This window comes from Kitasatospora sp. NPDC047058, from assembly GCF_040643935.1.
Lineage (GTDB): Bacteria > Actinomycetota > Actinomycetes > Streptomycetales > Streptomycetaceae > Kitasatospora.
This window is the reverse complement of the sequence record NZ_JBEYVJ010000129.1, coordinates 1-19,887: the sequence shown is the minus strand read 5'-3', so window position 1 is coordinate 19,887 and position 19,887 is coordinate 1. Positions and strand designations below refer to the sequence as shown.

Genomic DNA, 19,887 nt, shown 5'->3' with positions numbered 1-19,887 from the left:
CCAGCGCCTCGCTGAACAGCATCCGCTCCTTCAGGTCCTCGAACGGGACCGCGACGTCGGCGCGGGTGAAGTGCTCGCGCAGCCCCGGCCAGAGCCGCCCGCGCCGGCCGTCCTCGCCGTACTCGTAGAAGCCCGCGCCACCGCTGCGGCCGGGGCGGCCGAACTCGTCCACCATCCGGTCCACCACGGCGTCGGCCGGGTGCGCGGTCCAGGTGCCGCCGGCCGCCTCGGCCGCACGCCGGTACTCGTTGCGGATCTTGCGCGGCAGGGTGAGCGTCAGCTCGTCCAGCAGCGAGAGCACCTTGGCGGGGTAGCCGGCCTGGGCGGCGGCCTGCTCGACGGAGGCCGGGTCGACGCCCTCGCCGACCATCGCGACGCCCTCGTTGATGAACTGGCCGATCACCCGGGAGGTGAAGAAGCCGCGCGAGTCGTTGACCACGATCGGCGTCCGGTCGATCTGCCGGACCAGGTCGAAGGCGCGGGCGAGCGCCTCGTCCCCGGTCTGCGGGCCGCGGATGATCTCCACCAGCCGCATCTTGTCGACCGGCGAGAAGAAGTGCAGCCCGATGAAGTCCGCGGTGCGGTGGACGCCCTCGGCGAGCAGGCCGATCGGCAGGGTGGAGGTGTTGGAGCAGAGCAGCGCGTCCGGCGCCACCACGCCCTCGATCTCCTGGAACACCTTGTGCTTGAGCTCGGGGTTCTCGAAGACGGCCTCGATCACCGCGTCGCAGCCCGCCAGGTCGGCGACCTCGGCGGTGGGGGTGATCCGGGCGAGCAGCTCGTCGCGCTGGGCCTCGGTGGAGCGGCCGCGGGCCACCGCCTTGTCCAGCAGCCCGGCGGAGTACGCCTTGCCGCGCTCGGCGGCCTCCGGGGTGACGTCCTTGAGCAGCACCTCGATGCCGGCCCTGGCGCAGGTGTAGGCGATGCCCGCGCCCATCATCCCGGCGCCGAGCACGGCGACCCTGCGGACCGTCCGCTTCTCGACACCCGCCGGCCGCCCGGCCCCGGAGTTGACCGCCTGCATGTCGAAGAAGAGCGCCTGGATCATGTTCTTGCTGATCTGCCCGCAGGCCAGCTCGGTGAAGTACCGGGCCTCGATCACCATCGCCGTGTCGACGTCCACCTGGGCGCTCTCCACCGCCGCGGCCAGCACGTTGCGCGGGGCCGGGTAGGACGCGCCGGCCAGCTGCTTGCGCAGGTTGGCCGGGAAGGCGGGCAGGTTGGCGGCGAACGCGGGGGTGGCCGGGGTGCCGCCGGGGATCTTGTAGCCCTTGACGTCCCAGGGCTGGACGGCGGCCGGGTTGGCCTCGATCCAGGCGCGCGCCCGGGTGGCCAGCTCCTCGGGGGTGTCGGCGAGTTCGTGCACCAGGCCGTGCTGGAGCGCCTGGGCCGGCCGGTACTGGCGGCCCTGGAGGAGCACCTTCAGCAGGGCGTCGGTGATGCCGAACAGCCGCACGGTGCGGACCACCCCGCCGCCGCCCGGGAGCAGGCCGAGGGTGACCTCGGGCAGGCCGATCCGGCTCGCCGGGGTGTCCAGGGCGATCCGGTGGTGGCAGGCGAGGGCGATCTCCAGCCCGCCGCCGAGGGCGCTGCCGTTGAGGGCGGCGACCACCGGCTTGCCGAGGGTCTCCAGCCGGCGCAGCGAGCGCTTGATCCGCATGGACTTCTCGAAGACGGCGGCCGCGTCCTCGGGGCGGGCGGCGGAGAGCATCCTGAGGTCGCCGCCGGCGAAGAAGGTCTTCTTCGCCGAGGTGACGACGACGCCCCGCAGCTCGTCGCCGAGGCCGGCCAGGCGCTCGACGGTGGCGTCGAAGTCGGCCGTGAAGGCCTCGTTCATGGTGTTGACGGACTGGGTGGGGTCGTCCAGGACGAGGGTGACGACGCCGTCCTGGTCCTGCTCCCAGCGGATGGTGGTGGTGTCACTCATGGTCGGGTCTCCGGGGGGAATCTCGGGAGGTCGGATGCGGCGGGGTCAGATGCGTTCGACGATGGTGGCGACGCCCATGCCGCCGCCGACGCAGAGGGTGACGAGGCCGTAGCGCAGGTCGCGCCGCTCCAGTTCGTCGATCACGGTGCCGAGGAGCATCGCACCGGTGGCGCCGAGCGGGTGGCCGAGCGCGATCGCACCGCCGTTGACGTTCACCTGGTCGTGCCGGAAGCCCAGTTCGCGGATGAAGCGCAGGGCGACGGCGGCGAAGGCCTCGTTGATCTCGACCAGGTCGATGTCGGCGGCGGTCAGCCCGGCCTTGGCGAGCGCCTTGCGGGTGGCGGGGGCCGGGCCGGTGAGCATGATGGTGGGCTCCGAGCCGGAGACCGCGGCGGACACGATCCGGGCGCGCGGGCGCAGCCCGTACCGCTCGCCGACCTGGCGGTTGCCGATGGCGACCAGGGCGGCGCCGTCCACGATGCCGGAGGAGTTGCCGGCGTGGTGGACGTGGTCGATGGCCTCCACCCAGTGGTACTTCTGCAGGGCGACGGCGTCGAAGCCGCCGGCGTCGCCGATGGCGGCGAAGGAGGGCTTGAGGCCGGCCAGGGTCTCCACGGTGGTGCCGGGGCGGATGAACTCGTCGCGGTCCAGCACGACCAGGCCGTTGCGGTCGAGGACCGGCACGACCGAGCGGTCGAAGAGGCCGTCGGCCTGCGCCTTGGCGGCGCGGGCCTGGGACTCGGCGGCGAAGGCGTCCACGTCGGTCCGGGAGAGGCCCTCGATGGTGGCGATCAGGTCGGCGCCGACGCCCTGGGGGACGAAGCCGGTCTCGTAGCTGGTCATCGGGTCCATCGCCCAGGCGCCGCCGTCGGAGCCCATCTTCACCCGGGACATCGACTCGACGCCGCCGGCCAGGACGAGGTCCTCCCAGCCCGAACGGACCTTGGCGGCCGCCAGGTTGACGGCCTCCAGCCCGGAGGCGCAGAACCGGTTCTCCTGGACGCCGGCCACCGTGTCGGGCAGGCCGGCCGCGATGGCGGCGATCCGGGCGATGTCGGAGCCCTGGTCGCCGAGCGGGCTGACCACACCGAGGACGATGTCGTCGACGGCGGCCGGGTCCAGGTCGGGGAAGCGGCGGCGCAGCTCGTGGATCAGGCCGACGACCAGGTCGATCGGCTTGGTGCCGTGCAGCGAGCCGGTGGCCTTGCCCCGGCCGCGCGGGGTGCGGATCGCGTCGTAGACGTACGCTTCGGTGGTCACGGTGGAAACGCCTTTCGGGGCAGGGGGTCGACGAGGGGTCTCAGCCGAGGATGGAGCGGCCGACGATCTCTTTCATGATCTCGGTGGTGCCGCCGTAGATGGTCTGGATGCGCCCGTCGGTGAACGCGCGGGCGACCGGGTACTCGCTCATGTACCCGTACCCACCGTGGAGTTGGAGGCAGCGGTCGGCGGTGCGCTTCTGCAGTTCGGTGGCCCACCACTTGGCCATCGAGGCGTCCGCCGGGGTCAGCGCGTACCGGTTGTGCTCGGTGATGCAGCGGTCGACGAAGGTGCGGGTGACGGCGCACTCGGTGGCGAGTTCGGCGATCTCGAAGCGGACGTGCTGGAGCTTGGCGAGCGGCCGGCCGAAGGCCTCGCGCTGCTTGACGTACTCGGTGGTGATCTCGACCAGGTACTCGGCGCCGGCGATCGCGGCGGCGGCGATGGCGAGCCGCTCCTGGGCGAGGTTCTGCATCAGGTGGATGAAGCCCTGGTTCAGCCCGCCGAGCAGGTTCTCCTTCGGGACGCGGACGTCCTCGAAGAACAACTCGGCGGTGTCCTGGGCCTTCTGGCCGATCTTGTCGAGGTTGCGGCCGCGCTCGAAGCCGGGCATGCCGCGCTCGACCACCAGCAGGCTGAGGCCGTGCGCGCCGCCCTCGGGGGTGGTGCGGGCGACCACGACCACCAGGTCGGCGAGGATGCCGTTGGAGATGAAGGTCTTGGCGCCGTTGAGCAGGTAGTGGTCGCCCTGGTCGACGGCGTGGGTGCGGATGCCCTGGAGGTCGGAGCCGGTGCCGGGCTCGGTCATCGCGATGGCGGTGATCAGCTCGCCGGTGCAGAACCCGGGCAGCCAGCGGCGCTTCTGCTCGTCGGTGGCGAGCGAGGTGAGGTACGGCCCGATGATGTCGTTGTGCAGGCCGAGCGCGAGGCCGGAGGCGCCGGCCCGGGCGAACTCCTCGGCCAGCACGGCGGCGTAGCGGAAGTCCGCGCTGCCCCCGCCGCCGTACTCCTCGGGGACGGCGAGCCCGAGCAGGCCCTGCCGGCCGGCCGCGAGCCAGGCGGAGCGGTCCACGATGCCGGCCTGCTCCCAGCGGTCGTAGTGCGGCAGCACCTCCTTGGCGAGGAAGGCCCGGACGGTCGTCCGGAAGTCCTCGTGCTCCTCGGTGTAGATGTCGCGTTGCAACGCTACGCTCCTTCTCCGGCTTCGGGATTGAGGGACGGGACGCCCCAGTCGCGGGCCACCTCGGCGGTGTCCGCGCCCGGCCGGGCGGGCGGCCGGCGCAGGGTGCCGGGGGTGGCGGAGAACCGGGGCGCGGGGGCGGGCTGGGTGTAGCCGTCCGCCTCGACGTAGGTCCCGCGGGCCACCAGGTGTGCGTTTCCGGCGGCCTGGCGCATCGTCAGCACGGGTTCGACGCAGGCGTCGGAGCCGGCGAAGACGGCCTCCCACTCGGCCCTGGTCCGGGTGGCGAAGCGGGCCGCGATCAGGGCGCGCAGTTCGGGCCAGCGGGCGACGTCCCACTGGCCGGGTGCGTCCGGGCCGAGCTCCAGCAGCCGGGCGAACTCGGCGTAGAACTGCGGCTCCAGGGCGCCGACGGCCAGGTGGCCGCCGTCCCCGGCCCGGTAGACGGCGTAGCAGGGCGCGCCGCCGTCGAGCAGGTTGGCACCCCGGCGGTCCTGCCACCGGCCGGCGGCCAGCAGGCCCCAGAGCACGGAGCCGAGGTGGGCGGCGCCGTCCACGATGGCGGCGTCGACCACCTGGCCGGCGCCGGTCGCGCGGGCGTGGTGCAGTGCGGCGAGCAGGCCGACGACCAGGTAGAGCGAGCCGCCCGCGTAGTCGCCGAGCAGGTTGACCGGGACGGCGGGCGGCCGGTCGGGCTCGCCGATCATGCCGAGTACGCCGGCCACGGCCACGTACCCGATGTCGTGGCCGGCCGTGGCGGCGAGCGGGCCCTGCTGGCCCCAGCCGGTCATCCGGCCGTAGACCAGGGCGGGGTTGCGGGCCAGGCAGGCGTCGGGCCCGATGCCGAGCCGCTCGGCGACGCCGGGGCGGTAGCCCTCGATCAGCAGGTCGGCCCGCGCGGCCAGGTCGAGCACCCGGCCGGGGCCCTCGGGGGACTTGAGGTCGACCAGCACCGAGCGCTTGTTGCGGTTGGTGACGTCGTACGCCGGGTCGATGCCGAGCGGCGAGGGGTTCGGCCGGTCGACGCGCACCACGTCGGCGCCGAGGTCGGCCAGCAGCATGGCGGCGAAGGGGCCGGGCCCGATCCCCGCGAGCTCGACCACCCGGACACCGGCCAGCGGGCCGGGGCTGCTTCCGTCGCGCACGGGCCACCGCCCCCTCAGGGTTTGACAGTAAAGCTGTAACACTGGCGATGATAGGGAAGCGACCGGCCGGTAACAAGACCCTCCGGCCCCGACACCCGGTGCGCCCGGCACGCACCCCGGTGCACCGCGGCGCAGCCCGTGACAGGGCCCGTGACACAGCCCTGACGAAACCTTGACGCGGATCGTGCAACCACACCCGTAGCGTGTGCATCCGTACACCAACGGACGCACCGGTCCCGGGCGTTCCGCTGCTGGAGGGGTTCTGACCTCCCATCCGAGGAGAAGAGAGCAGACGTACATGGGCAACCCAGGATTCACCACCGGGCCGGTCGCACCGGCCTCCCCGGCGGGTGCGCCGCACACACCGGCGCCGGACGACATCATCCCGATCTCCGCACCGGCCACGCCGCACACACCGGCGCCGGACGACATCATCCCGATCTCCGCACCGGCCACGCCGCACACACCGGCGCCGGACGACATCATCCCGATCTCCGCGCCGAACTCGTCCCCGTCCCTCCGGCCGGTCGCCGCGCCGACCCCCAGCCCGTCCCCCGGCCCGGCGCCGTCCGCGGCCACCACCCGGCTGGACAGCCCGCACGAGCTCGGCGCCTCGGCCGGCATCGCCCGGCAGATAGCCACCGACCTCGACAACGCCAACGGCAAGGGCGGCAACAACCTCGCCGAGCACGCGAGCACGGCCGCCACGAAGATCCGCGGCTTCTCCTTCGGCGGCGCGCTCACCGCCTCCACCGACCGCTGGCTGCAGCAGTGCAGGAGCCTGCACGACAAGCTGACCGGAGCCGCCGAGAACCTGGAGGCCACCCAGCGCAACTACCGCTCCAACGAGCACGCCACCACCGCCCAGTTCGGCGCCTGAGCCCCGAGAGAACGAGAAAGGAGTCCAGCCGCATGGTGTCCTTCAAGGAACTGCGCGAAGCCGACTTCGCCGGCGTCACCGAGACCGCCGAAGCCTGGACCGGCATGGCCAAGACCCTCGACTCGCTCGACAGCCGGGTCGGCACCGAGCTCACCACCACCCCGCAGCGGGCCGGCTGGGAGGGACCGGCCGCCGACGACGCGGCCGGGAAGCTCAAGACCATCGACACCGACTTCACCCAGGCCGCCGGCGTCGCCAAGGCCCTCGCCGCGATCATCCGCGACGCGGCCGAGGACTTCACCGCGGCCCGCAAGGACCTCGACGCCGCGCTCCACGACGCGCAGACGCAGCAGCTCACCGTCGCCGACGACGGCACCGTCGGCTGGCCGCCGATGTCCAGCGAGGGGCACAACGACCCCGACTACCAGGACACCCTCCGCAAGTACCAGGCCGACATGAAAGGCAAGGCCGAGGCGATGAGCGGCCGTATCGCCAAGGCCGTCGAGAAGGCCGGCTCCGCCGACCAGCGGGCCTCCGCCGCCCTGCAGACCGACGTCGGCACCAGCACCACCTCCTTCAACGCCAGCCCGTACGGCGGCGGCGACGCAGCCGACGCCAAGCGGGCCGCCGACCTGATGGGCAAGGGCCAGAGCCTCTCCGACGACCAGCTCAGGCAGTTGCAGGCGCTGATGGCCGGCGGGGCGGACTCCCAGTCCTTCTCCACCACGCTGCTCAACAGCCTCAACGCCGGTGGCCGGACCGGCCCGGACGCGCTGCTGGAGTACTCCAAGCACTACAACGACTTCGCCCACGGCAACCACAACGCCCCGGGCTACCAGGACGTCTACAACAACCTCTCGAAGGTGCTCGCCACCGCCACCAGGGACGGCGGAATGGGCGGGCAGTGGGAGGACGACCTGCTCAGGGCCGCCCGCAAGCCCGGCGGCTCGGCGGCCGGCTGGAACGACAACTACCCGGCGCTCACCCAGCTGATGGGCGCCGGCGGGAACTACGACAAGGGGATCCTGGAGAAAGTCGGCAACGACCTGGTCGACTACGAGAAGAACAGCAAGCGCAAGGGCGAGGACCTCTGGGGGCCCTTCTACACCGTGACGGGCGACAAGGGGACCGACCCGATGGGCGGCCTGATGCGGGCGATGAGCCACAACCCGCAGGCGTCCAAGGAGTTCCTCGACCCCGGCCACAACGCGAACCTGGACTACCTGCTCAAGGACCGCAAGTGGCCCAACCAGGACTACGAGGGCAAGCTGTCCGCCACCGACCTCAAGGCGGGTTCGCACGCGGCCTTCGCCGACGTCCTGGAGGCCGCCACGACCGGCCGTGACCCGCACAGCGACCAGAAGCCCGTCCGCCCGCACGACGAGGCGATGGTGAAGATCATGGACAAGACGCTGACGACCCTCGGTGGGACCAGCGCCGGCCACGAGAACGAACTCTCTCCCGTTCTGCGCCGCCCGCTGGCGAACATGATCTCAGAGTTCCCGGCGGACACGCACGACATCCTCAGCAAGGACCTCTCCGGTCCGTCGCATCCGGAAGGCCTCACCACCAGCCGGGAACAGTTGCTGCGCGTCATCCGCGGCGTGACCGAGGACCCGGAGGCGTTCGCCGTCATCCACCAGTCCGAGAGCCGGGAAGTCGCCCGCCGGATGGACGAGTTCGGCCCGGAGAACTTCAAGGCCGACCCGACCGGCCGCCCGAACGTCAAGTTCTCCGGCTTCGTCGACGAGTCCGGCAAGGCGCTGGGAGCACTCGACGCCGTGCGCGCGGACGCCTTCCTCGACCACAAGGCGGACGATCAGTTCAAGAACAACTGGAAGGCCAAGATGGACTACCACGTCTACGGCACCGCGGCGAACATGCTCAAGGTCCCCGGCGCCTCCTGGTTCCCCCTGGGTGACGTCGCCCAGCGGCTGGTCGACATCGGCACCTCCGACTGGGCGAACAAGGCCAACGCCGAGCTCGACGTCAAGACCCAGGGTCAAGTGAGCACGAACTACACGGCCGGCGAGTCCCAGGTGATGACCATGATCCAGGAGAAGGCCCGCCTGTCGGGCGTCGCGGACCAGGACATCGACGCGCCGGGCAGCGTGACGAAGCAGCTGGCGGACAGCGCCGGAATGCACTATCGCTCGTCCATCGACCGCGCGTACCACAACGCGCTCGGGAACCCGTGATCCGCATGACCACCGGGAAACTCAGCCAGGCCCTTACCCGACGGGGCTTCACCACCCGGCGGCTGCGCCTGCGGGCGGCGGCCGTGATCGTGGCGATCACGGCCGGCGTCTCGGGGGTACTGCTGTACGACCTGACCAATGCACTCGGGCCGGACACGGTCTGCGGTGGTGCGGCGAGCGCCGACGGCGTGCACGGGGCGCTGGGGCCGGGGCGGATCAGCGAGGAGAGGACCGACGGCTGGTCCCCGAGCGCCGTCGACCGGTCCGGCCACTGCACGGCGACGGTCTCGTTCGGACTGTTCGGGCAGTCCGAACGGTCCGTGTCGTTCGAGACCGCCTCCGAGCAGACCGAGACCGCTCCCCGGACACCGGTGGACGCCCGGCTGTTCTCCGGGGACACCGCCGGCGCCGTCACCTCGTCCGGGGCCTGGGCGCTGCTCCCCGACGGCTGCCCCAAGGGCCTGCGGGCCGTGGTCGGCGTCGGCGGGGACGGACCGGACGGTGACCGTGTCGCGGGGCTGGCCCGGCTCGCCGCCGGGTATGCGGGTCGGGTCGCCAAGGACCGCGGCTGCGGCACCGGGACGCAGGCGACACCTACCGGGCTGTCCCCTGCGGGCACGGCGCAGCCGGTCGACTTCACCAAGGTCTGCGGTGTGCCCGGACTGGCACCGGCCCGTAGTGAAGAGGTCCGCGACGAGCTGCGCCAGCAGGCCACCACGGCCTTCGCCCCGGTCTGGCGCTGCGAGATCACCAGCACGTGGAGCGGGCAGGTCGTCGCCTCCTTCGGGATCACCACCGACCCACGGGCCACCGGTCTCTCCCCGGACGGGAGCCGCACCCCGGCCTACGGGCGCGCGTCCTGGATCGGACCGGCCGGCGAGAACGTGGTGGCCACTTGCCAGGGGAAGCCCACGTACTTCCATCTGGAGTCGAATCTCCTCTCCTCGGCACCTCGGAGCAAGGTCTTCCCCGACGACCAGGAGCTGTGGAAGCAGTTCCTCACCGCCGGCGGGAAGGCCGTCGGCTGCGAGCCGATCGTCCCGTAGCGCCCGGTTACCCCCGGTCCGGGCCTCCTCGGGGAGGAGGCCCGGACCGGGGAATCCCCCTGGCGGGGGAGGCGGATCGTGAGCCGGGGGGAGGGCACGGCGCGCCGCGGCCGGGAGCGTGGGGGCATGACCTCGACGACTCCCGCCGACCGGGTGCGCGGCGTGGCGGCCTGGACCGCCGTCGCCGCCACGGTGCCGTACCTGACGCTCAAGCTGCTCTGGCTCACCGGCCACCCGGTGGGGGTCGGCAGCGCCGACGAGCTGGACCGGCTCTGGACCGCGAACCTGCTCACCTTCGGGATGGACGCGATCGCCGTCCTGCTGGCGCTCTCCTTCGTCCGGCCGTGGGGGCGGCGGACGCCGGCCGGGCTGGTCGCCTTCCCGATGTGGGTGGCGACCGGGCTGCTCGGCACCATCCTGGTGGCGCTGCCGCTGTCCCTGCTCGTCCAGTTGGTGTCCGGCCCCGGTACCGGGGCCGGCTCCGACGACGGCCCCGTCGGCACCATGGCCGGCTGGGTCGTCCCGGTGGTGTACGGCGGCTTCACGGTCCAGGGCATCGCGCTGATCACCGCCTTCCCGCTCTACGCCCGGCAGCGCTGGGCGGGGCTGCTACGCAGCCGGATCGGCGACCTGCCCCGCTCCCCCACCCTCGCCCTGCAGCGGACCCTCGCCTGCGTGGCCGGGCTGCTCGCGCTCGGCGTGGCCGCGGCCCGGCTGTACTGGGCGGCGGGCGGGACGACCGGGCTGCCGCAGGCGTGGGCGGACGAGCACAACCCGGGCGTCGCGGTGATGGACGGGGTGACCGCGGTGATGGCGGTGGCCGCCACGGTGGCCCTGCTGGTGCCGGTGTTCCGGATCGGGCCGGAGCGGCGGCTGCGGGTGCCGCTGGCGGTGGCGTGGACGGCGGCCGGCTCGCTGTTCGGCTGGGGCTCCTGGCAGCTGGTGGCGTTCGGGACGATGACCGAGGTGACGGAGCTGCGCCGGGCGGTGCCGGGGCCGGTTCCGCTCGTGCAGGCCGGGCAGGTGGTGGCCGCGCTGCTGATGCTGGTGGTCGGCGCGATCGCGCTGGTCGAGCGGGCGGCCGCGGAAAGGACCGCTGCCGTAGAGTCGGCCGGGTGAACACGGGGGCGGGCACGGACACGGGGGCGGACACGGGTCCGGGGGCGGACGCCTTGGCGGCGGGCGGCGGCATCGGCGTGGTGACGCGGCGGGTGGCCGGCGCGCTGTTCGGACGCCGGGCCCGGCTGCGCTGGGTGCACCTGGTGCTCGGCGGCGCGCTGCTGATGCCCTACTGGATGCTCTCCTCGGTGGTGACCGGGGCGCTCAACCCGCGGCACGACCAGCTGCTGAAGGTCCTGCTCTACTTCGCCGCGCTCGGCCTGTCCCTGCCGATGGCCGCCGTCACCGCGCTGGTGCCGACCGTCCGGGCCCTGGAGGGGGCGGCCGCGCGGGCGCTGTGCGCACCGCACCGGCCGGACGAGGTCGCCACCGGCCCGGCCCGGTCCTGGGCGGCCCGCCGGCAGACCGCCGCCTGGTACGTGCTGCACCTGCTGTTCGGCGGGGTGGTCAGCGGGATGACGCTGGCCGGGGGGCCCTTCGCGGCGGTGCTGCTGATCTCGCCGCTGGGCGGGCCGCCGGTGGACGGGCTGCTGCAGTACTGGCGCGACCACGGGTTCCCGTTCTGGCTGGGCGGACCGACGCTGGGCCTCGCCCTGCTGGGCCTGATCGTCGGCACCAGCGCCGGGTGCGGCGCCCTGCTGGCCCGCTGGGCGCCCGTCCTGCTCGGTCCGACCGCGGACGAGCGGCTGGCCGCCGCCGAGCGGCGGGCCACCGTGCTCGCCCAGCGCAACCGGCTCGCCCGGGAGCTGCACGACTCCGTCGGCCACGCGCTCAGCGCGGTCGGCATCCAGGCCTCGGCGGCCGCCCGGGTGCTGCGGACCGACCCGGACTTCGCCGAGGAGGCGCTGCGGGCGATCGGCGACACCGCGCGGGCCGCCGTCGCCGAACTGGACGCCGTGCTCGGCCTGCTGCGCGAGGAGGACCGGGCGGACGCCGGACCCACCGGGCCGGCCCTGGCCGGGCTGGACGACCTGCTGCGCCAGCTCGCCCGCACCGGGCTGAAGGTCGACGCCGAGCTGGCGCCCGGCCTGGACCGGCTGCCGGCCGCGTTCTCGCGCGAGGCGTACCGGATCGTCCAGGAGGGGCTGACCAACGTGCTGCGGCACGCCGGTCCGGCCGCGCCCGCCGCGCTGCGGGTGGGGCTGGCCGCGGACCGGCTGGAGATCGAACTGACCAATCCGCTCGGCCCGTCCCGGCCCAGCCGGCCCGGCGGCGGCCGCGGCCTGCGCGGCATCGGCGAGCGGGCGGCGGCACTGCGCGGCGGCTGCGAGGCCGGGGCCGCGGACGACGGAACGACGTGGCGGCTGGCCGTCTGGCTGCCGGTGGGAGGGACCAGATGAACGGGAACGGCGGGGCGCAGGCGGTCCGCGTGGTGATCGCGGACGACGAGCGGCTGGTGCGGATGGGCCTGCGGGTGGTGATCGACGCCGAGCCGGACCTGACCGTGGTCGGCGAGGCCGCCGACGGCGCCGAGGTGGTGCCGCTGGTGCGCGGGCTGCGGCCGGACGTGGTGCTGATGGACGTCCGGATGCCCGGCATCGACGGCATCCGGGCCACCGAGCAGCTGGTCGGCGGGATGGCCGACCCGCCGCGGATCCTGGTGGTGACCACCTTCGAGCACGACGACCACGTGTACGACGCGCTGCGCGCCGGTGCCGCCGGGTTCCTGCTGAAGCGGGCCAGCGCGGAGGAGATGGTCCAGGCGGTGCGGCTGGTCGCGCGCGGGGACTCGCTGCTCTTCCCGGCCGCGGTGCGCGAGCTCGCGCTGCGGCACGCCCCGGGCGGCCGGCGCCCGGCGGCGCCCGCACAGGGGCCGGTCGCGCGGCTCACCGAGCGGGAGGGCCAGGTGCTGCGGCTGATGGCCGCCGGGCTGAACAACGGGGAGATCGCCGGGCGGCTGGTGGTCAGCCAGGAGACGGTCAAGACGCACGTCGGCAGCGTGCTGGCCAAGCTGGGGGCCCGGGACCGCACCCAGGCGGTGATCGCCGCCTACGAGTCGGGCTTCGTACTGCCCGGGTAACGGCCGCCGGCGGCGGCTACCAGCGCGTACCGGCAGCGTCCGGCGGCCTTCGCACAGCCGTGCGCGGTGACGTTTCTTCCGCCCGGGAGCTACCAACGAGTAGAGTGCGGCATTCCCGTCCCGTACCGCCCGATACCTCCCGTATCGCCTGTAACGAACTGGTGGCCGCATGTCAGTCCGGACCAGCCCCGCGCTCTGGTGGCGCATGGGCATCGTGCTCTCGGCGGGCCTCGGCCTGACCCTCCAGGCCGCACCGCTGGTCTACTTCACCATCCAGAGCAACGTGATCGTGCTCGGCTACTTCATCGGCGCCGTGTACTGGATGACCAGGCGCGGCACCGTGGACGCGCCCGCGCCCCGGCTGCGCGGCGCCGCCACGCTGTACATCCTGATCACCGGGCTGGTCTCGCACGTCCTGCTGCAGCACGGCGCCAGCCCGCTGCCCGGGCTGGTCGACGGGCCGGACAAGCTGGCGCACTGGTCGTCGTTCTTCCTGCACTACGTCACCCCGGTGATGGTGATCATCGACTGGCTGACGCTGAAGCCGCGCAACGCCTCCGCCTGGCGGGACATCCCGCTCTGGCTGGCCTTCCCGCTCGGCTACGCGGCGATCGTGCTGGCCCGCAACGCGCTGTTCTCGGACTACCCGACGCCGTACCCGTACTTCTTCTTCGACCCGACGACCAAGGGCTACGGCTACGTCTGGGGCCAGATCGCCCTGCTGACCGTCGAGTTCATCGTCCTCGCGGCCACCGTGGTCGGCCTGGACCGGCTCGGCACCCTGGTCGCGGGCCGGCTCCGGCCGGCCTCCGAGCCCACCGGGGCCTGACCGCACCGGACCTCCCCGGGGCCGCCCCGGACGGCTCCGGAGCCGCCCCCGGGCCTCCCCGGGCGGCTCCGGACTTCCCCGGACGGACCGCCGCGGCGGCCGGTCAGATCCGCCAGGAGCGGATCCGGTCGGCCGCCGCGAACACGTCCGCCCTCGCCCCGGCGATGTCCCGGGCCAGCTCGACCAGGGCGCCGTACGGCGGGTCGATGCCCTCCTCGGCCGCGTGCATGTACGCGGCCGTGGCCATGCAGGCGTACAGGTTGTTGCGCACCGGCAGCGGCCGCAGCAGCACGATCGTGTGCATCAGGGTGGCCGCGCACCAGGCCGGGTCGGCGTCGTGGCCCAGCTGCGCGGTGTTGACCCGGTGCCGCGCGACGGCCGCCTGGAGCGCGGAGTAGTCCCGCACGCCGAGGTCCTCCGGCGAGGCCTGCTCCTGCACGTCGAGCAGCCAGCGCAGATCGACGTGCAGCGGCCTCACCCCCGCACCTCCGCGGTCACGCGGCGGGCGCGTCCTCCGGGAAGGCGGCGTCGAACTCCTCCCGGTGCGCCTTCCAGAACGCCACCGCGTGGCCGACGAAGTCCCGCCGCTGCTGCTCCCGCACGCTCAGGTCGTGGACGTACGCCTTGACGCTCTTGCCGTCGGCGGCGGCCGCCGCGCGGATGGCGGCGAGTTCGTGCTCCGTGTACTCGATGTTGAGCGCAGGCATGGCGCCGATGGTACTGGAGGGCAAGGGAGTTGGGTACCGGACCGGCACCGCCCGGCCCGGCCGGGCTCCCCCGGCCGGGCCTGCGCGGCCGGCCCTTCCGCGGGCGTCCGCTACATCGGCTCCACCGCCCGCAGGGCGCCGTCCAGCTCCAGCCAGCGGGTGAGCCCGAGGCCGCGCAGGAACGGCAGGTCGTGGCTGACCACGATCAGCGCGCCCTGGTAGGCGGCCAGCGCCTGGGTGAGCTGGCGGACGCTGGCCAGGTCCAGGTTGTTGGTCGGCTCGTCGAGCAGCAGGAGCTGCGGCGGCGGGTCGGCCAGCAGCAGGGCGGCCAGGGTGGCCCGGAACCGCTCGCCGCCGGACAGGGTCGCGGCGGGCTGGTCGGCCCGGCCGCCCCGGAACAGGAAGCGGGCCAGCCGGGCGCGGATCGCGTTGTCCCCGGCGTTCGGCGCGAACCGCTTGACGTTCCCCGCGACGGTGAGGCCGTCGTCCAGCAGGTCGAGCCGCTGGGGCAGGTACCGCAGTGGCACCGGGGTGGTGATCTCCCCCTCCAGCGGTGCGAGTTCGCCCGCGATGGTGCGCAGCAGCGTCGTCTTCCCCGAGCCGTTGCGGCCGACCAGGGCGATCCGCTCGGCGCCGCGCAGGTCGAGGTCGGCCGTGGTGCCGTAGGGCAGCCGGACCTTCTGCAGGGTGAGCACCGTCCGGCCGGCCGGCACCGCGGTGCGGGGCAGGTCGATCCGGATCTCGGCGTCGTCGCGGACGGCCTCCTCGGCGGCGGTGAGCCGCTGCTTGGCCTCCTCCAGCCGCTCGCCGTGCATGCCCTGGAGCCGGCCCGCCGTCTCCTGGCCCTGGCGTTTCAGCTTGCCGCGGAAGATGTGCGGGTCGTTGCGGGTGACCGAGCGCTGCTTGCCGTAGCTGGCGCTGCGCTCCAGCCGGGTGCGGGCCTCGACCAGGTCCCGCTTCTGGCGCTGGACGTCGGCCTCGGCATTGCGCAGCAGCCGTTCGGCCGTCTCCTGCTGGGCCGCGAGGGTCTGCTCGTAGTCGGCGAAGTTCCCTCCGTACCAGGTGACCCGGCCGTCCCGGAGGTCGGCGATCTGGTCGACGTGCCGGAGCAGTTCACGGTCGTGACTGACGATCAGCATCACGCCGCTCCAGCCGGCCACCGTCTCGTAGAGCCGCTCGCGGGCGGCCCGGTCGAGGTTGTTGGTGGGCTCGTCGAGCAGCAGCACGTCGGGACGGCGCAGCAGCAGGGCGGCCAGCCGGAGCAGCACGGCCTCGCCTCCGGAGAGCTCTCCGGTGGTGCGGTCGAGGCCGAGCCGCTGCAGGCCGAGCCGGTCGAGGGTGGCGCGGGCGCGCTCCTCGACGTCCCAGTCGTCGCCGACGGCGTCGAAGTGCTCCTGGCGGGTGTCGCCGGACTCGATGGCGTGCAGGGCCTCGCGGGCGGCCCGGACGCCGAGCGCCTCGTCCACCCTCAGGGTGGTGTCGAGGGTCAGCCCCTGCGGCAGGTAGCCCAGCTCGCCGGCGACCCGGACGGTGCCGGCGGTGGGCGTGAGCTCGCCGGCGACCAGGCGCAGCAGGGTGGACTTCCCGGCCCCGTTGAGCCCGATCAGCCCGGTGCGGCCGGGGCCGACGGCGAGCTGGAAGTCGTCGAGGACCGTCCTGCCGTCGGGCCATTCGAAGCCGAGGTCGGTGCAGAGGACGGACGTGCTGGGTTGTGCCATGGATGGCCTCCCGGTGGTTGCCTGTGGTCTGGGGGCGACACGGGAGACACCGCGGGTGCGTGGGGAACCCGGACAGGGGGCCGGGGGCCGTCGCGGGGACGGGCGCCGGGCCGGCTCACCACTGAGGTCGCGCACTCGCACACTCACGCACGGCGGACGGCAGGGCTGCAGGGGCAGCGCTGCGCCGCGGCGGGGGCGGTGTCTCGGGACCTCAGTAGAGCAACGGCCTTCTCCTGTTCTGGCGGGTGGCGAGGATCACGCTACGGAGGCCGCCCGGCACCCGCAACCGGTTTTCCGTGCGCGCACCGGGTGCCGATCACGTGTCGGTCCGGTGACACAGGTGCCGATCCGGTGACAGCCCTGTCCCGGTCCGGGGCGGATGTAAGGGCGCCTTTATCCGCATGGCAGACTCCTCCTCTGCCATACCTGCGGCCCGGGCCTTCCCGGGCCGGATGGCGTGCATCCACAGGGGGAATTGAACACATGTCACCGATATCCAGGACGACTCGTGCTGCGCTGGCCGCCTCCGTCGTCGCGCTGACGATGGTGGTCGCGACGGCGTGCGGGCCGGACAACAGCGACCCGGCCGGGGCCCAGACCGCGACGCCGACCGCCGCCGCGACCACGCCGGGCAAGCCGGGCGCCGCGCCGATCAAGCTCCCGACCGCCGAGGAGCTGAAGACCTGGAAGTTCGAGGACTGGGACAAGTGGGCCCAGCAGAACGTCATCACCCCGGCGGTCAAGGGTTTCTGGGACCTCAAGAAGATCCTGGAGGCGAAGCCGTCGAAGCCGAAGCCGCCGGCCCAGCCCACCGGCCAGCCCACGGCCCAGCCGAGCAGCGCGGCGCCCGCCCAGCCGACGACGCAGCCGCCCGCGCAGCCCGCCACGCAGCCTCCGGCGGGTGACAACGGCAACGACCCGCTGCCCAAGGTCGTCGACGCCAAGGCCGTCCCGCACCCGTACGCCAAGAACTTCCACGTCAACGGGAAGATCTTCAGCCAGCACGAGGACGGCAACTACTACGAGTGCTCCGGCACCGTCGTCTCGGACCCGGCCCACCCCGGCAAGAGCAACCTGGTGTGGACCGCCAGCCACTGCGTGCACGGCGGCAAGGGCGCCGGCTACTACAAGAACCTGATGTTCGCCCCCGCCTTCAACAGCAACGGCGTGCTCAGCGGCGGCAAGCAGGCGACCCTGGCGCAGGCCGAGCCCTACGGCGAGTGGAGCATGACGGACGCCATCGCCTCCCCGCAGTGGCCGGCCGAGGCCGACCACAAGACGGGCGGCCCGTGGAGCCAGTACGACTTCGCGATCGTCCGGGTGGAGAACCCCAACGGCGGTGACAAGTCGCTGGAGGAGACGGTCGGCGGCTCCGTCCCGGTCTGGTTCAACGCCCCCCGCGACCAGCTGACCAGCGTCAGCGACTACGGCTACCCGGCCGACGCGCCGTTCGACGGCATGGAGCTGGAGCACTGCGACGGCGGCAAGCCGGTCCGCCTCTCCATGGACGTGAAGCGCCCGCCGATGCTCACCATCGGCTGCAACATGACCCCGGGTGACAGCGGGGGCGGCTGGTTCGCCACCAAGGACGGCAAGCAGGTCCTGGTCAGCGACGTCTCGATCGGTGACGGCACCTGGGAGGCCGGCCCGTACCTGGACGACGTGGCGGCGAAGGCCATGGACTACTTCTCCAAGAAGAAGAAGTAGTCCCCCGACAAGTCACCCATCCTCAGGGGGAATTACTCCGATGTCACAGATATCCCGCACGGCCCGTGCCGCGCTCGGCGCCTCCGTCGTCGCGCTGACGATGGTGGTCGCGACCGCCTGCGGGCCGGACAACAGCGACCCGGCCGGGGCGCAGACCGCGGCACCGACCGCCGCCGCGACCACGCCGGGCAAGCCGGGCGCCGCGCCGATCAAGCTCCCGACGGTCGAGGAGCTGAAGGCCTGGAAGTTCGAGGACTGGGACAAGTGGGCCCAGCAGAACGTGATCACCCCGGCGGTGAAGGGCTACTGGACGCTCCAGAAGATCCTGAACGCCAAGCCCAAGCCGATGCCGCAGCCGCCGCAGGACCCGACGCAGCCGCCCGCGCAGCCCACCGCCCAGCCCACCGGCCCGGCCCCGGCGCAGCCCACCCCGGCCCAGCCGGGCGGCGCCGACGTGATCCCGGGCGTCATCCCGGCGAAGCCCGCGCAGCACCCGTTCGCGAAGAACCTGCACGTCAACGGCAAGATCTTCTTCAAGGACGGCAACGAGGACTACGTGTGCTCCGGCACCGTCGTCACCGACCCGGCCAACCCCGGCAAGAGCAACCTGGTGTGGACCGCCAGCCACTGCCTGCACGGCGGCAAGGGCAACAAGTACTACACCGACATCACCTTCGCCCCGGCCTACAACAGCAACGGCCTGCTGACCGGCGGCAAGCCGGCCAACGAGGCCGACGCCGAGCCGTACGGCGAGTGGGGCGCGGTCGCCGGCATGGTGTCGCCGCAGTGGACGGCCGAGGCCGACCCGGAGCGCGGCGGCCCGTGGAGCCAGTACGACTTCGGCATCATCAAGGTGGCCAACCCCAGCGGCAACGGCAAGTCGCTGGAGGAGACCGTCGGCGGTGCGCTCCCGATCTGGTTCAACGCCCCGCGCGAGCAGCTCGGCAACGTCAGCAACTACGGCTACCCGGCCGGCAAGCCCTTCAACGGCGTCGAGCTGGACCACTGCGACAGCGGCCAGCCGTCGAGGAAGACGGGCGACCCGAGCCGTCCGGCGATGCTGGTGATCGGCTGCAACATGACCGGCGGCAGCAGCGGCGGCGGCTGGTTCGCCACCAAGGACGGCAAGCAGGTCCTGGTCAGCGACACCTCCATCGGCAACGGCGCCAACACCTACGAGGCGGGCCCGTACCTGGAGGACGTCGCCTCGAAGATGTACGACTACTTCGCCAAGAAGTCCAAGTGACCCGCTGAGGTCACCGTGCGGCGGGGGCCGGCGGCCGGAACCGGCCGCGGCCCCCGCCCGTTCCCCGGCGGCTCCCCCGGCTCTCCTACAATCGAAGTCATCATGAGCGCCACACTCGTAGTCAAGGATCTCAGCGCCGGCCACGGCGACCGCACCCTGTTCTCCGGCCTGGACCTGGTCGTCGCCCCCGGCGACGTGATCGGGCTGGTCGGCGCGAACGGCGCCGGCAAGTCGACGCTGCTGCGGCTGCTCGCCGGGCTGGACACCCCCGAGGGAGGATCGCTGCGGCTCAGCCCGCCGTCCGCCAACATCGGGCACCTGCCGCAGGAGCCGGAGCGGCGCGAGGGCGAGTCGGTCCGCGAGTTCCTGGGCCGGCGGACGGGCGTGGCGGCCGCGCAGGCCGCCCTGGACGAGGCCACCGAGGGCCTGGTCGAGGGCCGCCCCGGCGCCGACGACGCGTACGCGGCGAGCCTGGACCGCTGGCTGGACCTGGGCGGCGCCGACCTGGAGGAGCGGGCCGAGGAGGTCGCCGGCTCGCTCGGGCTGAAGGTCTCGCTCGACCTGCCGATGACCGCGCTCTCCGGCGGCCAGGCCGCCCGGGCCGGCCTCGCCTCGCTGCTGCTCTCCCGCTACGACGTCTTCCTGCTCGACGAGCCCACCAACGACCTCGACCTGGACGGCCTGGAGCGGCTGGAGTCCTTCGTCAAGGGCCTGCGCGCGGGCACCGTGCTGATCAGCCACGACCGCGAGTTCCTGGCCCGCACCGTCACCCGGGTCCTGGAGCTGGACCTCGCCCAGCAGCAGGTCAACCTGTACGGCGGCGGCTACGAGGCGTACCTGGAGGAGCGCGCGGTGGCCCGCCGGCACGCCCGCGAGGAGTACGAGGAGTACGCCGACACCAGGTC

Annotated in this window: 17 protein-coding genes; 10 read left to right on the top strand and 7 right to left on the bottom strand. The window is 73.2% G+C overall.

Annotation, left to right across the window (positions count from 1 at the left end):
* The 4 genes from ABZ885_RS20360 to ABZ885_RS20345 form a co-directional block, all read right to left on the bottom strand.
* The coding region (locus ABZ885_RS20360; protein WP_360190227.1) for a 3-hydroxyacyl-CoA dehydrogenase NAD-binding domain-containing protein at window positions 1–1,927 on the bottom strand (1,927 nt) is incomplete at its 3' end.
* Window positions 1,928–1,972: 45 nt separating this feature from the next.
* Window positions 1,973–3,187: an acetyl-CoA C-acetyltransferase gene (locus ABZ885_RS20355; RefSeq protein WP_360190224.1), complete on the bottom strand. Its 1,215-nt coding sequence runs from the start codon at window positions 3,185–3,187 to the stop codon at window positions 1,973–1,975.
* A gap of 40 nt (window positions 3,188–3,227) precedes the next feature.
* Complete coding sequence (locus ABZ885_RS20350) at window positions 3,228–4,370, bottom strand: acyl-CoA dehydrogenase family protein (RefSeq protein WP_360190221.1); 1,143 nt, start codon at window positions 4,368–4,370, stop codon at window positions 3,228–3,230.
* A 2-nt stretch (window positions 4,371–4,372) separates the two neighbouring features.
* The gene (locus tag ABZ885_RS20345) at window positions 4,373–5,512 is read right to left on the bottom strand and encodes a CaiB/BaiF CoA-transferase family protein (RefSeq protein ID WP_360190218.1); all 1,140 of its coding nucleotides are present in this window, start codon (window positions 5,510–5,512) and stop codon (window positions 4,373–4,375) included.
* Between the two features lie 298 nt (window positions 5,513–5,810).
* Here ABZ885_RS20345 and ABZ885_RS20340 point away from each other — a divergent pair, with 298 nt between their 5' ends.
* From ABZ885_RS20340 to ABZ885_RS20310, 7 genes are all read left to right on the top strand, one after another.
* Complete coding sequence (locus tag ABZ885_RS20340; RefSeq protein WP_360190215.1) at window positions 5,811–6,392, top strand: hypothetical protein; 582 nt, start codon at window positions 5,811–5,813, stop codon at window positions 6,390–6,392.
* Window positions 6,393–6,424: 32 nt separating this feature from the next.
* Complete coding sequence (locus ABZ885_RS20335) at window positions 6,425–8,590, top strand: DUF6571 family protein (RefSeq protein ID WP_360190212.1); 2,166 nt, start codon at window positions 6,425–6,427, stop codon at window positions 8,588–8,590.
* A 5-nt stretch (window positions 8,591–8,595) separates the two neighbouring features.
* Window positions 8,596–9,636 (top strand): hypothetical protein, encoded by a 1,041-nt coding sequence (locus tag ABZ885_RS20330; RefSeq protein WP_360190209.1) that lies wholly within the window; start codon window positions 8,596–8,598, stop codon window positions 9,634–9,636.
* Window positions 9,637–9,762: 126 nt separating this feature from the next.
* Window positions 9,763–10,755: a hypothetical protein gene (locus ABZ885_RS20325; RefSeq protein ID WP_360190206.1), complete on the top strand. Its 993-nt coding sequence runs from the start codon at window positions 9,763–9,765 to the stop codon at window positions 10,753–10,755.
* Window positions 10,752–12,095, top strand: coding sequence for a histidine kinase (locus ABZ885_RS20320; RefSeq protein WP_360190203.1), 1,344 nt, complete (start codon window positions 10,752–10,754; stop codon window positions 12,093–12,095). Before ABZ885_RS20325 ends, ABZ885_RS20320 begins: the two co-directional genes overlap by 4 nt.
* Window positions 12,092–12,775, top strand: coding sequence for a response regulator transcription factor (locus ABZ885_RS20315; RefSeq protein ID WP_360190200.1), 684 nt, complete (start codon window positions 12,092–12,094; stop codon window positions 12,773–12,775). The genes ABZ885_RS20320 and ABZ885_RS20315 overlap by 4 nt, the downstream gene beginning before the upstream one ends.
* A gap of 169 nt (window positions 12,776–12,944) precedes the next feature.
* The gene (locus ABZ885_RS20310) at window positions 12,945–13,604 is read left to right on the top strand and encodes a Pr6Pr family membrane protein (protein WP_360190197.1); all 660 of its coding nucleotides are present in this window, start codon (window positions 12,945–12,947) and stop codon (window positions 13,602–13,604) included.
* Window positions 13,605–13,707: 103 nt separating this feature from the next.
* On the opposite strand, the gene ABZ885_RS20305 is transcribed toward ABZ885_RS20310, so the two are convergent.
* The 3 genes from ABZ885_RS20305 to ABZ885_RS20295 form a co-directional block, all read right to left on the bottom strand.
* Complete coding sequence (locus tag ABZ885_RS20305; RefSeq protein ID WP_360190194.1) at window positions 13,708–14,082, bottom strand: toxin Doc; 375 nt, start codon at window positions 14,080–14,082, stop codon at window positions 13,708–13,710.
* Between the two features lie 16 nt (window positions 14,083–14,098).
* Entirely contained in the window at window positions 14,099–14,311 is a 213-nt protein-coding gene (locus tag ABZ885_RS20300) for a hypothetical protein (RefSeq protein ID WP_360190191.1), read from the bottom strand.
* Window positions 14,312–14,421: 110 nt separating this feature from the next.
* Complete coding sequence (locus ABZ885_RS20295; protein WP_360190188.1) at window positions 14,422–16,029, bottom strand: ABC-F family ATP-binding cassette domain-containing protein; 1,608 nt, start codon at window positions 16,027–16,029, stop codon at window positions 14,422–14,424.
* A 483-nt stretch (window positions 16,030–16,512) separates the two neighbouring features.
* Here ABZ885_RS20295 and ABZ885_RS20290 point away from each other — a divergent pair, with 483 nt between their 5' ends.
* From ABZ885_RS20290 to ABZ885_RS20280, 3 genes are all read left to right on the top strand, one after another.
* Window positions 16,513–17,736, top strand: coding sequence for a hypothetical protein (locus tag ABZ885_RS20290; RefSeq protein ID WP_360190185.1), 1,224 nt, complete (start codon window positions 16,513–16,515; stop codon window positions 17,734–17,736).
* 40 nt (window positions 17,737–17,776) lie between these two features.
* The gene (locus ABZ885_RS20285) at window positions 17,777–18,982 is read left to right on the top strand and encodes a hypothetical protein (protein WP_360190182.1); all 1,206 of its coding nucleotides are present in this window, start codon (window positions 17,777–17,779) and stop codon (window positions 18,980–18,982) included.
* Window positions 18,983–19,084: 102 nt separating this feature from the next.
* Window positions 19,085–19,887 (top strand): ATP-binding cassette domain-containing protein (locus ABZ885_RS20280; protein WP_360190179.1); only part of this gene is annotated, 803 nt, incomplete at its 3' end.

Coding starts and splice junctions, on each gene's coding strand:
- ABZ885_RS20340 (WP_360190215.1), top strand. CDS start 5,811: ATGGGCAACCCAGGATTCACCACCGGGCCGGTCGCACCGGCCTCCCCG.
- ABZ885_RS20335 (WP_360190212.1), top strand. CDS start 6,425: ATGGTGTCCTTCAAGGAACTGCGCGAAGCCGACTTCGCCGGCGTCACC.
- ABZ885_RS20330 (WP_360190209.1), top strand. CDS start 8,596: ATGACCACCGGGAAACTCAGCCAGGCCCTTACCCGACGGGGCTTCACC.
- ABZ885_RS20325 (WP_360190206.1), top strand. CDS start 9,763: ATGACCTCGACGACTCCCGCCGACCGGGTGCGCGGCGTGGCGGCCTGG.
- ABZ885_RS20315 (WP_360190200.1), top strand. CDS start 12,092: ATGAACGGGAACGGCGGGGCGCAGGCGGTCCGCGTGGTGATCGCGGAC.
- ABZ885_RS20310 (WP_360190197.1), top strand. CDS start 12,945: ATGTCAGTCCGGACCAGCCCCGCGCTCTGGTGGCGCATGGGCATCGTG.
- ABZ885_RS20300 (WP_360190191.1), bottom strand. CDS start 14,311: ATGCCTGCGCTCAACATCGAGTACACGGAGCACGAACTCGCCGCCATC.
- ABZ885_RS20295 (WP_360190188.1), bottom strand. CDS start 16,029: ATGGCACAACCCAGCACGTCCGTCCTCTGCACCGACCTCGGCTTCGAA.
- ABZ885_RS20290 (WP_360190185.1), top strand. CDS start 16,513: ATGTCACCGATATCCAGGACGACTCGTGCTGCGCTGGCCGCCTCCGTC.
- ABZ885_RS20285 (WP_360190182.1), top strand. CDS start 17,777: ATGTCACAGATATCCCGCACGGCCCGTGCCGCGCTCGGCGCCTCCGTC.